Raw genomic sequence first — 14,108 nt, forward strand, 5'->3', positions numbered from 1 at the left:
CACGGGCGGGCGCACGCCAGGCAGACGGGGCGGTTTGCGCACCTTGGGGGTGGTGCGCCCGTTCCATGACGTACGTCTAGTACGTCAGCCCGTACCCGATCGGGTACAGCACCTGCTCCGGGTCGTCCGTCCGCTGCACCGGGACCGGCAGCCGCCCGCTCGGCTTCACCCGTCCCGCGATCACCCGGGCGGCGGCCCGCAGTTCGACGTCGGTCCAGGAGTAGGCGGCCAGGAAGGCCGGCACGGACGGCAGCCGGGCCACGTCGTAGGGGTTGCGGATCGCGACCGCCACGACCGGCCGGCCCGTCGCCACGAGCTGCTCGACCAGTGTCTGCTGGCCGCTGCCCGCGGCGACGTTGTACGTGGCGGCCACCACCGCGTCCACGTCCCGCGCCGCCGCGACCGCCTTCGCGATCGTCGTGGCGGAGGGGGCGGTGCCGGTCGGCAGGGCGGTGACGGTGAAGCCCAGCTCCGCCAGCGCGCCCGCGAGCACACCCGTGGGCGGACCGGTCGTCCCCGAGGGCGAGGCCGGATCGGCGCCCACCACCAGCACCCTGGGGTGCCGGCGCCGGGACAGCGGCAGCAGCCGCCCCTCGTTGACGAGCAGCGTGGTGGTCCGCTCGGCGATCCGGTCGGCCGCCGCGAGGTGTCCCCGGGTCCCGACGGTCCGGTCGACCGCGTCCCGACTGACGTACGGCGCGCGGAACAGCCCCAGCTTCGCCTTCAGCCGCAGGATCCGCAGAACCGATTCGTCGAGGCGGGCCTCGGTGAGTTCGCCCTCGCGTACGGCGCTCAGCACGGCGTTCCAGGCGAGGTCCAGGTCCGGCGGGTTGAGCAGCTGGTCCACGCCCGCCTTGAGCGCGAGCACCGGCACGCGGTCGTCGCCGTACTTGGTGCGCACGCCTTCCATGCCGAGGGAGTCGGTGACCACGACACCGTCGTAGCCGAGGTGTTCGCGGAGGATGCCGGTGAGGATCGGCCGGGAGAGGGTGGCCGGGTCGCCGGAGCCGTCCAGGGCCGGGACCATCAGGTGCGCGGTCATGATCGAGTCGATGCCGGCGGCGATGGCGGCCCGGAACGGCGGGGCGTCCAGCTTCTCCCACAGCTCCCGGCTGTGCGTGATGGTGGGGAAGCCGGTGTGGCTGTCGACGTTGGTGTCCCCGTGCCCGGGGAAGTGCTTGGCGGTCGCGGCGACCCCGGCCCGCTGGTACCCGGTCACCTCGGCAGCCACCAGCGCGGACACGGCCCGCGGGTCGGCGCCGAAGGACCGTACGCCGATGACCGGGTTGGCCGGGTTGACGTTCACGTCGGCGACGGGGGAGTAGTTCTGCCGGATGCCCATGGCCCGCAGCTCGGCACCGGCGAGCCGGCCCAGCGTCCGGGCGTCCGCGCGCGAGCCGCCCGCGCCCAGGGCCATGGCGCCCGGGAACAGCGTGGCGGGCTTGCCCACCCGGGCCACGATGCCGTGCTCCTGGTCGGTGGAGATGAGCACGGGCAGGCCGCGCGGCAGGGCGAGGGAGGCCCTCTGGATGCCGTTGGACAGGTCGGCGATCTGGTGCGGCTCGCGGGTGTTGTGGGCCCAGGCGAAGTAGATGATGCCGCCGACCCGGTACCGCTCGACCAGCTCGGCGGCCGTGCGGACGCCGATCTCCTTGAGGTTCGCGTCGATGTCGGCCTGGTCGGGTGCGGTGGCGGAGTGGCCGTAGACCCGCATCACGAAGAGCTGTCCGACCTTCTCCTCCAGCGTCATCCGGGAGACGAGGGCGCGGAGCCCGGCGTCGTCCGGGGCGCCGGCCGCGGAGGCGGGGGCGGCGGTCGCGAGGGCGGCGGTGACGCCGGCGCCGGCGGCGAGGAGGGTGCGTCTGGAGGGCTGTGCGGTGCTTCCCGTGCTTGCCGTGCCGGTGTCGTGCACGTGCGCTCCTTCCGGAGGTGATCCGCTGGGATCCGCTGAAGGAAACTTCCAGGAGATCACCAATAACCGGGAAGTTTCTGCCAGTCAAGGGAATGCACAGTAACCAACGAGGGGCCGCCACCGGCGCGGTTGGAGGGGGGCGCGCCGATGGCGGCGGTGCCGCCGGCCGCGGTACGGCGGAGAGGGTGGTCAGCGATCGCACCAGCAGCGAGGGCCGACACCGCACCGTGGTGACTCTCCGGCGGCCTGCGATTGGACGACCCGCATCCGCTCCGGGTTCCCGCCGAGCCCCGGATTCCCCCAAGTCGGGACGGCGGAGAACCGAGGGACTCCCGGGACACGAGAGCCACACCCGAACGGCACGCGCGGGCTGGATCAACCCACCGCGCGAACAAGACCGACCACTCCTGCCACCCCCAGGCCGCCGACCGTGCGGGAGGGCCCGAACCAGGAGGACCCGGCCGCCCGGGCCCCTGTCCCGGACCGGGCTCGCTGTCACTGGCGGGGGCCGGTCACGCGCTCCCGGGCGCCAACCCAGGTCCCCCGCCCTGGCTGTTGACCTCGGCCGGGCGCGGCCCGGTGGAAGGCCCCGGGCGGAGCCCGCCGTCTGGCCGCCGGCCCCGGCCCGGCAGGGCTCTACGGAGCGCCCGGGCGGCGGTCGGGTCGGGGCCAGGGTCCTGGGCGTCGGGTGGGCCGGTCCGGACGGGGCGTCAGGAGGGCGCCGGGGCCGAGGCCTTCGGCCAGTGTGTGGTGATGGTGCGTACTGTTTCGGCGATGGCCGGGCGGCGGGCCGCTCCCGTGCGCCACAGGGCGTACAGGCGTCGTACCGGCATGGGGTCGAGGGGCACCTCCACCACCCCCGCGGGCAGCGGCCCGCGTCCCAGCCGGGGGATGAGGGCGACGCCGAGCCCGGCCGCGACGAGGGCCACGAGGGTGGGGTTCTCGTCGGCCTGGTGCACGAGGTCCGGCTCGTGCCCGGCCGCGCGCAGCGTGCGCAGCAGCCAGTCGTGGCAGACCCGGCCCGGCGGCTGGCAGATCCACCGCTCGCCGCCCAGCTCCTCCCGCCGCACGGCGGCCCGCCCGGCGAAGGGATGCCCCTCGGGCACGAGCAGATCGCACAGGTCGTCCCCGATGAACGCCTGCTCCACACCGGGCGGGACGGGCAGGGGCGCGATGTCCCAGTCGTGCGCGACGGCGAGGTCGACGGCGCCCTTCGCCACCAGGTCGACCGACAGATGCGGGTCGAGCTCGGTGAGCCGCGCGTCCAGCGCGGGATGCCTGCGGCCCAGCTCGGCGAGGACGGCCGGCATCAGCCCGCGCGCCGCCGACGCGAACGCGGCGACGGTCAGCCGCCCGGCCGGCAGCCCCCGCCGCTCCTCCAGCGCGGTCTCCGCCCGCTCCACGATGGCCAGCAACTCCTGTGCCGTCGCGGCCAGTTGCCGGGCCTCGTCGGTGAGCCGGACGCCCCGGCCCTCGCGCTCCAGCAGCACGGTCCGGGTCTCCCGCTCCAGCTTGGCGATCTGCTGGGACACGGCGGAGGGCGTGTACCCGAGCGCGAGGGCGGCGGCGCCGACCGTGCCGTGCACGGAGACGGCGTGCAGCGCCCGCAGCCGCTGGAGATCGAGCATGAGCCCTCCTTCGATTAGCGATGCTTCATCCAACCATGCAGGAATCATCGCTGGTGCTTCACGGTCCGGGCGGCGATGCTCGCGGCATGCGCCCCTCACACCTCGCTCTCGCCGTCCTGGTCGCCGCCGTCTGGGGCGTCAACTTCACGGTCATCGAGATCGGCCTGGACCACTTCCCGCCGCTCCTCTTCTCCGCACTGCGCTTCCTCGCGGCGGCGCTCCCGGCCGTGTTCCTCGTGGGCCGGCCCAAGGTGGCCTGGAAGTGGATCGTGGCCGTGGGACTCGTCCTGGGCGTGGCGAAGTTCGGCCTGCTGTTCGTGGGCATGGACGCCGGCATGCCGGCGGGCCTGTCCTCCCTGGTCCTGCAGATCCAGGCGGTCTTCACGGCCGTCATCGCCGCCCTGGCCCTCGGCGAACGCCCCACCCGCGTCCGTCTGCTGGGCATGCTGGTCGCCCTGGCCGGCATCGCGGTGGCGGCCGTCGACGAGGGCGCCTCGGGCCCGCTCGGCGCCTTCGCGCTGGTCGTGGCGGCCGCGGCCTGCTGGGGCGCCTCGAACGTCCTCACCCGCAAGGCGGCCCCCGCCGACTCCCTGAACTTCATGGTCTGGGTCAGCACGGTCCCGGTCCTGCCCCTGCTGGCCCTCTCCCTCCTCGTCGAAGGCCCCTCCCGCGACCTGGCGGCCCTGCGCTCCCTGGACTGGCAGGGCGCGGGCACGGTCGTCTACGTCGCCTGGATCACGACGGTCTTCGGCTTCGGCGCCTGGGGCTTCCTGCTGCGCCACCACCCCGCCTCCACGGTGGCGCCGTTCTCCCTCCTCGTCCCGGTCTTCGGCATGTCGTCCGCGGCACTGTTCCTTGGCGAGCCGGTCACCCCGCTGCGCTGGTGCGCGGCGGCCCTGCTGGTGGGCGGGGTGGCGCTGACGACCCTCACGCCGCGCCGCGTCCCGCCCACCCCACCGGCCCAGCCCCGCACGCCCGCGCCCACCGCGCCCATCCCGCCGGCCGCGCTCACCCGGCCGACCCCGCCGGCCCCGCTCACCCCGCCAACCCCGTCCACCGTGCCCGACCCGGCACCGCGTCCGGCGCCGGCCGCTACGACGCGTCGACCAGCACACCGGGCCCGTTGACGTGATACGTGCGCGCCCGTACGCCGAGGCCCGTGTCGCCGTCGAGGCCGCTGTCGTCGGCCCAGGTGACCAGCGCGCTCTCCTGGCCGTCGCCGAAGGCCGTGGCCGCGCAGGTGTGGAACCGCCGCCCGGCGGCCGCCATGCTGACCTGCACCTTGTCGCCGAGCGACCCTTGCGAGTCCGAGCAGACCTTGGCCATCACCCTCGGCACCGAGTCGAACGTGTCGGCGCTCTGCTCGATCCACGTCATGAGGAACCGCCCGCCGGGCAGCGGGGAGACGGCCGGCGACATCCGGGTGAAGCCCACCGGGGTGCCCGCCGTGACGTCGAAGAGTTCCGTGCCGTCGGCGTCGAAGACGCTCACCGCGACCGTGCTCTGCGGCCGGCCCAGGTCACTGTCCTGCACGCGTTCGATGTGCGCGGCGACGAAGCGCCCGGTGTCGAGCAGCGTGAGGGCGTTGACACCGGTGAACCCGCCGACGTTCGGCTGGATCTCGTCCGTCAGCGCGTTGCCCTCGAAGTCGAGGAACCGCAGGGTGAGCCGGCCACCGCCGATCGACGAGGGATCCGTCGACCAGGCGACGACCACGTCGCCGCCCACGAGGACCGAGGCGGCCGGCTTCTCGTGGAAGCCCTCGGTGGTGCTGACCGTGAACTCCGGCGTCGCCGGGCTGCCGTCCGGGCGGTACCGCCGCGCGCGCACGCGCTGGTCGGCCCGCCGGCTCGCCCAGGTGACCAGCACCCCGCCGTCGACCATGAACGTCAGGGACGGCCGCACCTGCGGATCCGCGTCCGTGGTGACCAGCGTCTGCGGACCGGCCGGCCGGCCCTCCGCGAACCGCTGGAGCTTCACCGACGGGGTGGGAGGCGGCGTACCGAAGGGGGTCTCCAGCCAGACGGCGAACTGACCGTTGAACCCGGCGGACAGCACCGACGGCCACAGCGGGCGCACGCCCGGGCCCTGGGCCGGCTGCGTGGTGACCGCGATCTCGTCCCCGAGCTTGTCCCCGTCGGCGTCCAGGAACTGGCCCTTGATGACGAAGTCGCTCTCGTCCGACCACAGTTCCAGGTACTGCGTGCCGAACAGCCCGTCCACGGCGGGCTGGAACTGGTCGCCGGCTTTCGTGGTGTTCACGAGGAAATCGGCCATGGCTGCTCTCCGAATCGGGAAGTGAGGGGAAGAGAGAGCGGTACGGCCGGCCGAGCCCTTGTGACCAGCGTGTCACGCCCCGGGGGCGCCTGCATCCGGAGCGACGGCCGCCGCCCCACCGGTGCGGGGCGGGGCGGCGGACCTCGTGCGACGGCGGGTCAGCGGGTGTGCTCGGTGAACCGCGCCGCCGTCTCGGCCAGGACCTCGCGCCCGTCCCGGGCCCACAACCCGTCGTTGAACAGCTCGACTTCGATCGGCCCGGAGTAGCCCGCGTCCTCCACGTACCCCTGCCACACGCGCATGTCGATCGCGCCGTCGCCGATCTGGCCGCGGCCGGTGAGGACGCCCTCCGGGAGGGGGGTCGTCCAGTCGGCGAGCTGGAAGGTGTGGATGCGGCCGCTCCGGCCCGCGCGGGCGATCTGCGCGGGGGCCGTGTCGTCCCACCAGATGTGGTACGTGTCGACCGCGACGCCCACCTGGTGCGCCGGGAAGCGCTCCGCGAGGTCCAGGGCCTGGGCCAGCGTGGACACCACGCAGCGGTCCGAGGCGAACATCGGGTGCAGCGGCTCGATCGCCAGGCGGACCCCGTGCCGCTCCGCGTACGGGCCCAGTTCGCCCAGGGCGTCCGCGATGCGCTCACGCGCCCCGTGCAGGTCCTTGGAACCCGCCGGGAGGCCGCCCGAGACCAGGACCAGCGTGTCCGTGCCGAGCGTGGCCGCCTCGTCGATCGCGCGCCGGTTGTCGGCCAGGGCCTCGGTTCGCTCCCGCGGGTCGATCGCGGTGAGGAAGCCGCCCCGGCACAACGTCGTCACCGTCAGGCCCGCGTCCCGGACCAGCTTCGCCGTGGCCTCCAGCCCGTGCGCCCGCACCGGCTCCCGCCACAGGCCGACGTTGCGGACGCCCAGGTCGCCGCAGGCCGCGACCAGGTCCGGCAGCGACAGCTGCTTCACCGTCATCTGGTTGATGGAGAAACGGTCCGACCCGGATGCGCTCACTGGTCCACTCCGTACACGCTCAGCAACGTCCTCATCCGCTCCTCCGCCAGCTTCGGGTCCGGGAACAGCCCCAGCCCGTCGGCCAGTTCGTAGGCCGTGGCGAGGTGCGGCAGCGAACGCGCCGACTGCAGGCCGCCGACCATGGTGAAGTGCCTCTGGTGCCCGGCCAGCCAGGCCAGGAACACCACGCCCGTCTTGTAGAAGCGGGTCGGGGCCCGGAAGAGGTGGCGGGAGAGCCCGACCGTGGGGTCGAGCAGCGCCCGGAAGCCCCGTACGTCACCCGTGTCCAGGACCCGGACCGCCTCGGCGGCGAGCGGGCCCAGCGGGTCGAAGATGCCGAGCAGGGCGTGGCTGTAGCCCCGGTCGTCGCCCGCGATCAGCTCCGGGTAGTTGAAGTCGTCACCGGTGTAGCAGCGCACGCCCTTCGGGAGGCGGCGGCGGATGTCGATCTCCCGCTGCGCGTCCAGCAGGGAGACCTTGATGCCGTCGACCTTGTCGGGGTGGGCGGCGATCACGTCCAGGAAGGTGGAGGTGGCGGCGTCCAGGTCCGTGGCACCCCAGTAGCCCTCCAGCGCCGGGTCGAACATCGGGCCGAGCCAGTGCAGGATCACCGGCTCGGACGCCTGGCGGAGCAGGTGCCCGTAGACCTCCAGGTAGTCCTCCGGTCCCTTGGCGACCGCGGCCAGCGCCCGCGAGGCCATCAGGATCGCCTGCGCGCCCGACTCCTCCACGAGGGCGAGCTGTTCCTCGTAGGCGGCCCGGATCTCCGCCAGGCCGCAAGGGTGGCCGAACTCGGTGACCGGCAGCTGGTCGGTGCCCACGCCGCAGGCGATCAGGCCGCCGGCCGGCTTCGCCTCGGCCGCCGAGCGGCGGATCAGCTCCGCCGCGCCCGCCCAGTCCAGGCCCATCCCGCGCTGGGCGGTGTCCATGGCCTCGGCGACGCCCAGCCCGTGCGACCACAGATGGCGGCGGAAGGCGAGGGTGGCGTCCCAGTCGACGGCGGCGGGGGAGTCGGGGGAGACGTCCGCGTACGGATCGGCCACGACGTGCGCCGCCGAGAAGACCGTACGCGAGGTGAAGGGCGTGCCGGCGGTCACGGCCAGGGGCTCGGTGCGCGGCTCGTACGGGCGCAGCGTCCCGTCCGGGCCCGGGAGTCGGACGGTCACAGCGAGATCTCCGGAACGTCGAGGCGGCGGCCCTCGGCCGAGGACCTCAGGCCCAGCTCGGCCAGCTGCACACCGCGGGCACCGGCCAGCAGGTCCCAGTGGTAGGGGGCGTCGGCGTAGACGTGCTTGAGGAACAGCTCCCACTGGGCCTTGAAGCCGTTGTCGAACTCGGCGTTGTCCGGCACCTCCTGCCACTGGTCCCGGAAGACCTCCGTGGCGGGGATGTCCGGGTTCCACACCGGCTTGGGGGTCGCCGAGCGGTGCTGGACGCGGCAGTTGCGCAGGCCAGCCACCGCCGAGCCCTCGGTGCCGTCGACCTGGAACTCCACCAGCTCGTCGCGGTTGACGCGCACGGCCCAGGAGGAGTTGATCTGGGCGATCGCGCCGCCCTCCAGCTCGAAGATGCCGTAGGCGGCGTCGTCGGCCGTGGCGTCGTACGGCTTGCCGTTCTCGTCCCAGCGCTGCGGGATGTGGGTGGTGGCGACGGCCTGGACCGACGTCACGCGGCCGAACAGCTCGTGCAGCACGTACTCCCAGTGCGGGAACATGTCGACGACGATGCCGCCGCCGTCCTCCGCGCGGTAGTTCCATGACGGGCGCTGCGCCGCCTGCCAGTCGCCCTCGAAGACCCAGTAACCGAACTCGCCGCGCACGGACAGGATCCGGCCGAAGAAGCCGCCGTCGATCAGGCGCTTCAGCTTGAGCAGGCCGGGCAGGAAGAGCTTGTCCTGGACGACGCCGTGCTTGACGCCGGCCTCGTTCGCGAGCCGGGCCAGTTCGAGGGCGCCCTGCAGGCCGGTGGCCGTGGGCTTCTCGGTGTAGATGTGCTTGCCGGCCGCGACGGCCTTCTTGATGGCCTCCTCGCGGGCCGAGGTGACCTGGGCGTCGAAGTAGAGGTCCACCGTCTCGTCGGCGAGGACCGCGTCCAGGTCGGTGGAGACGTGCTCAAGACCGTGCCGCTCGGCCAGGGCCCGCAGCGCGTGTTCCCGGCGGCCGACCAGGATCGGCTCGGGCCACAGCACGGTGCCGTCGCCGAGGTCGAGTCCGCCCTGCTCACGGAGGGCGAGGATGGAGCGGACCAGGTGCTGGCGGTAGCCCATGCGCCCGGTCACGCCGTTCATGGCGATACGCACCGTCTTGCGTGTCACGTCGTTCCCTTCGTACGCGGTCGTCGCGCCGCGTACGCCCCACCCGTCACCGGAGAGCCGGTGAACCGCCCGTGGACTGGTGAACGTGACAGCAAGCGCTTTCTATACAGGAAGAAGCTAGCCTCTGACGGCGGTCCGGACAAGACCGTGACCAGGACGAGTTGTTCGAGGGGGCGAACAACCGGGGGCCGGGGGCTTAAGGTCTGCTCGGAACCATGGCCACAGGTCTGGCTGTGTACGAGGGCGGACGACGAGATGCGCGACCGGAGGACGACGAGATGACGGTGACCCTGGCGGACGTGGCGGCCCGCGCGCAGGTCTCGCCCGCGACGGTGTCGCGCGTGCTGAACGGGAACTACCCCGTGGCGGCCTCCACCCGCGAGCGGGTGCTGAAGGCCGTCGACGAGCTGGACTACGTGCTCAACGGGCCCGCGAGCGCCCTGGCCGCCGCCACCTCCGACCTGGTCGGGATCCTGGTGAACGACATCGCCGACCCCTTCTTCGGGATCATGGCGAGCGCCATCCAGGCCGAGATCGGCGGCCCGGGCGGGCGCGCGGGCGGGGAGCGGCTCGCGGTGGTCTGCAACACGGGCGGCTCCCCGGAGCGGGAGCTGACCTACCTCACGCTGCTGCAGCGGCAGCGGGCCGCGGCCGTGGTGCTGACCGGCGGGGCCATCGAGGACGCGGCGCACCAGGCGGCCATGGACGCCAAGGTGCGCAAGCTGACCGAGGCCGGGACCCGGGTCGTGCTGTGCGGGCGCCCGCCGGCCCCCGACACCGGGGCGATCGCGCTGACCTTCGACAACCGCGGCGGCGGGCAGGAACTCACCGAGCACCTCATCGGGCTCGGGCACCGGCGGCTCGGCTACATCGCGGGCCCCGAGGAGCGGACCACCACCCGGCACCGGCTGGAAGGACACCGGGCCGCGCTGGCGGCGCACGGCATCGAGGAGGACCCGGGCTGGACGGTGCACGGCCGCTACGACCGCCGCTCCGGCTACGAGGCGACGCTGGAGCTGCTGCGGCGGGACCCGTCGCTGACCGCGGTCGTCGCGGCGAACGACTCCGTCGCCCTCGGGGCGTGCGCGGCCCTGCGCGACTCGGGGCTGCGGATCCCGGAGGACGTGTCGGTGGCTGGCTTCGACGACCTGCCGTTCAGCATCGACGCGGTGCCCTCGCTGACGACGGTGCGGTTGCCGCTCGCGGAGGCCGGGGCCCGGGCCGGGCGGATCGCGATGGGGCGCGAGGAGGCGCCGCCCGGCGGGATCGCCTCGGTGCGCGGGGAGTTGATGGTCCGCGGCTCCTCCGGGGTGCCGCGCACTTCCTGAGGTACTGCGGCTCGTGTGTGTGGGGGGATACGACATGGCCGGGACAGCGGACGGCGGGCAGGACGGACGCCGTACGGAAACCGGCGGCTCCGGCGAAGCCGCCGAGGTCCGGCGCTTCTGGGAGCGGCTCAAGATCCCCGGGCTCGTCGACGTGCACACGCACTTCATGCCCGAGCGGGTGCTGCGCAAGGTCTGGGAGTACTTCGACACCAACGGCCCGCTGACCGGCGGACTGGAGTGGCCGATCACGTACCGGAAGGCCGAGTCGGAACGGGCGGCCCTGCTGCGGGAGTTCGGCGTGCGGGCCTTCACCTCGATGCTCTACCCGCACAAACCCGGCATGGCGGCGTGGCTGAACGGCTGGGCGGCCGACTTCGCCCGCCGCACCCCCGACTGCCTGCACACCGCCACCCTCTTCCCCGAGCCGGGCGTCGAGACGTACGTCCGCGAGGCCGTCGAAGCGGGCGCGCGGGTGTTCAAGGCGCATGTGCAGGTCGGGGACTACGACCCCGCCGACGAACTCCTCCAGCCAACCTGGGGCTTGCTGGCCGAGGCCGGCATCCCGGTGGTGATCCACTGCGGCTCGGGACCCGCCCCCGGCAAGCACACCGGCCCGGAGCCCGTCGCCCGGGTCCTGGCGCGGCACCCCCGCCTCCGGCTGATCGTCGCGCACCTGGGCATGCCCGAGTACGAGGAGTTCCTGGACCTCGCCGAGCGGTACGGCCAGGTGCGGCTGGACACGACCATGGCGTTCACCGACTTCACCGAGGGGTTCATGCCGTTCCCGCGCCACGCCCTGCCCCGCTGCGCCGCACTCGGCGACCGCATCCTGCTCGGCTCGGACTTCCCCAACATCCCTTACCCCTACCTGCACCAGCTCCGGGCCCTGGAACGGCTGGACCTGGGCGAGGAGTGGCTGCGCGCGGTGTGCCACGACAACGCGGCCCACCTGTTCGCCCTGAGGAACGCGTAGCAGACTCCGTGTGCGGCCGGCCGGCACTGCCTGCTTCGCCGGATGTGATCATGGGGAGCCGTGTTCCTTCGCCCGTGAGGTGATGTCTTGAGGGAGGTGGCACTGCGTCCCCACGCACTGTTGCCTCGTCGGTACGACCACCGGAGGGTTCTCGCGACGACCGTGGACGCCTGGGGCCGGGCCCTGTGGCTGATCTGCCCCGACGCCGAACTCCGTCCCCGTTCGGTCGGCAGACCCGACCCCCACCCCCGGACCCTTCCGTACGACGCCCTCCTCGTCACCGACGACGGCGGCACGATCCGCGAACGGACGCTGCGGGGTCTGGACCTGCGGGTGGTTCACCTCGACGCGCTGCCCAACGGCCGTCTCGTCGTGCAGGGTTACGGCGGTGCCGACGACCGGAACGCCCGGATCTACGGGATGGACGGGCGCCGCCGCGGCAGCTTCGCGATGGGGCGCGCGGTCGAGTTCCTGATGGCGGACCGGCGGCACCACGTGTGGAGCGCCTACTTCGACGAAGGCGTCTACGCGGACCCGATCAGCGCCCCCGGCCTGGTGCGCTGGGACAGCGGCGGCAACCGCCTGTGGGGGTACACGCCCGAGCAGGGCGTCGAGTACATCGACACGGTCTACGCCCTCAACGTCGACGACGGCGTCGCGTGGGCGAACTACTACCCCACCTTCCCGCTGATCGAGGTCCGCACCGACGGTACCGTCCGACTGCGCAGCACCCCCGTGGCCGCCCCCCGGGGCATGGCCGTGCACGGTGACCACGTCACGATGCTGGGCGGCGACCGGCAACCGGACCGACTGCACCTCTGCCGCCTGACGGACACCGAGGCCCTGCCGGTCGAGGAAGCCTGCCTGACCCTCCCCAACGGCGCACCGCTCAAGGGGTACGCACCTCCCGTGGGACGAGGCCGCCACCTCTACCTGCACGGCTCCTCACCCCGGCAGTGGTACGTGCTGCGCGCCTAGGCCCGGGGCCGGCGGCCGGTACGGAACCCTGCGCGACGTCCCTCAGTCGAAGAGGTCGACGAGGCCGTTCACCCAGATCGCCACGAACGCGAGGGCCGCGAGCAGGCAACCGGCGCCCGCCAGCGCACCGCCGACGGTCCACGGCTCGGGCGGTGCCTGAGCACGGTCCTTCTCCAGGCTCTCCTCGTAGGAAGCGGGATCGTCCCAGTCGACGGCGTGCCCCACGTCCTCGGCGCAGGCGGTGCGCACGGCGACCAGCTGCTTCCGCGCGAACGAGGTGCCGGCCGTCGACTCGGGGCCGCGCCAGGCGAGGGCCTTCATCCGCCACCCCGGTGCGGCGTACCGTGCCTCGAAGGCGGCCGTCTCGTCCGCGTCGCGGTCCTCTTCCAGATACATCCAGCGCCCGGCCTCGGCGGCGTCGCCGTAGAGCCGGTACACCCCGGCCAGACGCCGGCGGAGGGCCAGGTCCTGCGGGAAGGACGAGAAGAGGCCGCGCAGGCGCTGACGCGCCACGGGTATCGGCCGGCGGCCAGGTTCGCGTCGACCCTGGCGAGTGTCTCCGTCATGGGCATGCACTCATGATCGGCTACCGCGGCGATCGACGTCGACTCACCTTCCGAGGGGAACGGCCCGGCCCGGTACTCACCTTGAGGGCTGGTCCGGGTGTCCCGGGCGGTCTAGGCTCGTCCTCAGAGAACCTCTGACTGAGTCAAAGATCGGGGTCGCGGTCATGACCGTCCAGGACGTCCGCTCCTTCAACCGCTTCTACACGAACGTCATCGGCGCGCTCGACTACGGCCGCCACCTCTACGCCCCCTACACCCTCACCGAGTCCCGCGTCCTCTACGAGCTCTCCCACGCGCCCGCGGACGCCGCCGACCTGCGGGCCCGGCTGCACCTGGACGCGGGGTATCTGACCCGCATCCTCAACGGCTTCGAGGAGAACGGGCTGATCGAGCGCAGCCCGTCCGACACCGACGGACGCCGCCGCCGCGTCGCCCTCACCGGACGCGGCCGGGAGGCCGCCGCGCTGCTCGACGCACGGGCCCGGGAGTCGGTCGGGGCCCTGCTGGACACCGTGCGGGCGGAGGACCGGCCGCGCCTGGCCGAGGCCATGCGGACCGTGCGGAGGATCCTCGGCGACGGCCCGGCCCCGCGCCCCGAGGACGTCGTCCTGCGCGAGCCCGCCCCCGGCGACCTCGGCTGGATCGTGCAGCGCAACGCCGCGCTGTACGCCGCCGAGTACGGCTGGAACGCCGAGTACGAGGCCCTGGTCGCCCGGATCGTCGCCGACTACGCCGAACACCACGACCCACGCCGGGAACGCACCTGGATCGCCGAGCTGGACGGCCGGCCGGTCGGCTGCGTGATGTGCGTGGCGGACGGCACGCCCGGGGCGGCCCGCCTGCGCCTGCTGCTGGTCGAGCCGCACGCGCGCGGTCTGCGCATCGGCGACCGCCTGGTGGGCGCCGTCGTCGACTTCGCCCGCGAGGCCGGCTACCGCGAGGTGGTGCTGTGGACCAACGACGTCCTCGGCGCGGCCCGCCGCCTCTACCTGCGCCACGGCTTCGCCCTGGTCGCCGAGAAACCGCACCGGTCCTTCGGGGCGGACCTGACCGGCCAGGACTGGCGACTGGATCTTCACGCAACACCCGGCGGGCGGAGGGGAGTCGCCGGCGGGGGTGCCGGGTAGGGTCCCTCCA

The 14,108-nt window shown here is 73.4% G+C and carries 11 protein-coding genes and 1 pseudogene; 5 read left to right on the forward strand and 7 right to left on the reverse strand.

Translation table 11 applies throughout. The features are described from left to right. Window positions 1-76: 76 nt before the first annotated feature. On the reverse strand, window positions 77-1,912 hold the full coding sequence (locus CHR28_RS05810) for a glycoside hydrolase family 3 protein (protein WP_094052368.1): 1,836 nt from the start codon (window positions 1,910-1,912) through the stop codon (window positions 77-79). 710 nt (window positions 1,913-2,622) lie between these two features. Then, a complete protein-coding gene (locus CHR28_RS05815; protein ID WP_094052369.1) occupies window positions 2,623-3,540 on the reverse strand; it encodes a LysR family transcriptional regulator in 918 nt (305 codons plus the stop codon). Between the two features lie 86 nt (window positions 3,541-3,626). Between CHR28_RS05815 and CHR28_RS05820 the strand changes: the two genes are divergently transcribed. Beyond that, a complete protein-coding gene (locus CHR28_RS05820) occupies window positions 3,627-4,667 on the forward strand; it encodes an EamA family transporter (protein ID WP_094052370.1) in 1,041 nt (346 codons plus the stop codon). Here CHR28_RS05820 and CHR28_RS05825 read toward each other — a convergent pair. The 4 genes from CHR28_RS05825 to CHR28_RS05840 all read right to left on the reverse strand — a co-directional run bounded on the left by CHR28_RS05825 (window position 4,633) and on the right by CHR28_RS05840 (window position 9,126). Continuing rightward, the gene (locus CHR28_RS05825) at window positions 4,633-5,817 is read right to left on the reverse strand and encodes a hypothetical protein (protein ID WP_094052371.1); all 1,185 of its coding nucleotides are present in this window, start codon (window positions 5,815-5,817) and stop codon (window positions 4,633-4,635) included. The two genes, CHR28_RS05820 and CHR28_RS05825, sit on opposite strands and share 35 nt — an antisense overlap. A 158-nt stretch (window positions 5,818-5,975) precedes the next feature. Continuing rightward, window positions 5,976-6,773 carry a sugar phosphate isomerase/epimerase family protein gene (locus CHR28_RS05830; protein ID WP_179272322.1) on the reverse strand — a complete coding sequence of 266 codons (798 nt, stop codon included), beginning with the start codon at window positions 6,771-6,773 and terminating at the stop codon, window positions 5,976-5,978. 35 nt (window positions 6,774-6,808) lie between these two features. Then, window positions 6,809-7,978 (reverse strand): dihydrodipicolinate synthase family protein, encoded by a 1,170-nt coding sequence (locus CHR28_RS05835; RefSeq protein ID WP_094052373.1) that lies wholly within the window; start codon window positions 7,976-7,978, stop codon window positions 6,809-6,811. Beyond that, window positions 7,975-9,126, reverse strand: coding sequence for a Gfo/Idh/MocA family protein (locus tag CHR28_RS05840; protein WP_094052374.1), 1,152 nt, complete (start codon window positions 9,124-9,126; stop codon window positions 7,975-7,977). The genes CHR28_RS05835 and CHR28_RS05840 overlap by 4 nt, the downstream gene beginning before the upstream one ends. 278 nt (window positions 9,127-9,404) lie before the next feature. Here CHR28_RS05840 and CHR28_RS05845 point away from each other — a divergent pair, with 278 nt between their 5' ends. From CHR28_RS05845 to CHR28_RS05855, 3 genes are all read left to right on the forward strand, one after another. Continuing rightward, window positions 9,405-10,454, forward strand: a complete 1,050-nt coding sequence (locus CHR28_RS05845) for a LacI family DNA-binding transcriptional regulator (RefSeq protein WP_094052375.1) — start codon at window positions 9,405-9,407, stop codon at window positions 10,452-10,454. Between the two features lie 34 nt (window positions 10,455-10,488). Continuing rightward, window positions 10,489-11,427 carry an amidohydrolase family protein gene (locus CHR28_RS05850; protein ID WP_094052376.1) on the forward strand — a complete coding sequence of 313 codons (939 nt, stop codon included), beginning with the start codon at window positions 10,489-10,491 and terminating at the stop codon, window positions 11,425-11,427. Between the two features lie 162 nt (window positions 11,428-11,589). After that, window positions 11,590-12,405: a hypothetical protein gene (locus CHR28_RS05855; RefSeq protein WP_256984141.1), complete on the forward strand. Its 816-nt coding sequence runs from the start codon at window positions 11,590-11,592 to the stop codon at window positions 12,403-12,405. Between the two features lie 42 nt (window positions 12,406-12,447). On the opposite strand, the pseudogene CHR28_RS05860 reads toward CHR28_RS05855, so the two are convergent. Beyond that, a pseudogene (locus CHR28_RS05860) lies at window positions 12,448-12,977 on the reverse strand (DUF6584 family protein). A gap of 158 nt (window positions 12,978-13,135) precedes the next feature. Between CHR28_RS05860 and CHR28_RS05865 the strand changes: the two are divergent. Next, a complete protein-coding gene (locus CHR28_RS05865; protein ID WP_094052378.1) occupies window positions 13,136-14,098 on the forward strand; it encodes a bifunctional helix-turn-helix transcriptional regulator/GNAT family N-acetyltransferase in 963 nt (320 codons plus the stop codon). Window positions 14,099-14,108: the final 10 nt, after the last annotated feature.

Source organism: Streptomyces sp. XY006 (assembly GCF_002237655.1).
Lineage (GTDB): Bacteria > Actinomycetota > Actinomycetes > Streptomycetales > Streptomycetaceae > Streptomyces > Streptomyces levis.

Excerpts from the sequence above, each read along its gene's own strand:
- CHR28_RS05815 (WP_094052369.1), bottom strand. The coding sequence starts at position 3,540 with ATGCTCGATCTCCAGCGGCTGCGGGCGCTGCACGCCGTCTCCGTGCAC.
- CHR28_RS05820 (WP_094052370.1), top strand. The coding sequence starts at position 3,627 with ATGCGCCCCTCACACCTCGCTCTCGCCGTCCTGGTCGCCGCCGTCTGG.
- CHR28_RS05825 (WP_094052371.1), bottom strand. The coding sequence starts at position 5,817 with ATGGCCGATTTCCTCGTGAACACCACGAAAGCCGGCGACCAGTTCCAG.
- CHR28_RS05830 (WP_179272322.1), bottom strand. The coding sequence starts at position 6,773 with ATGACGGTGAAGCAGCTGTCGCTGCCGGACCTGGTCGCGGCCTGCGGC.
- CHR28_RS05845 (WP_094052375.1), top strand. The coding sequence starts at position 9,405 with ATGACGGTGACCCTGGCGGACGTGGCGGCCCGCGCGCAGGTCTCGCCC.
- CHR28_RS05850 (WP_094052376.1), top strand. The coding sequence starts at position 10,489 with ATGGCCGGGACAGCGGACGGCGGGCAGGACGGACGCCGTACGGAAACC.
- CHR28_RS05865 (WP_094052378.1), top strand. The coding sequence starts at position 13,136 with ATGACCGTCCAGGACGTCCGCTCCTTCAACCGCTTCTACACGAACGTC.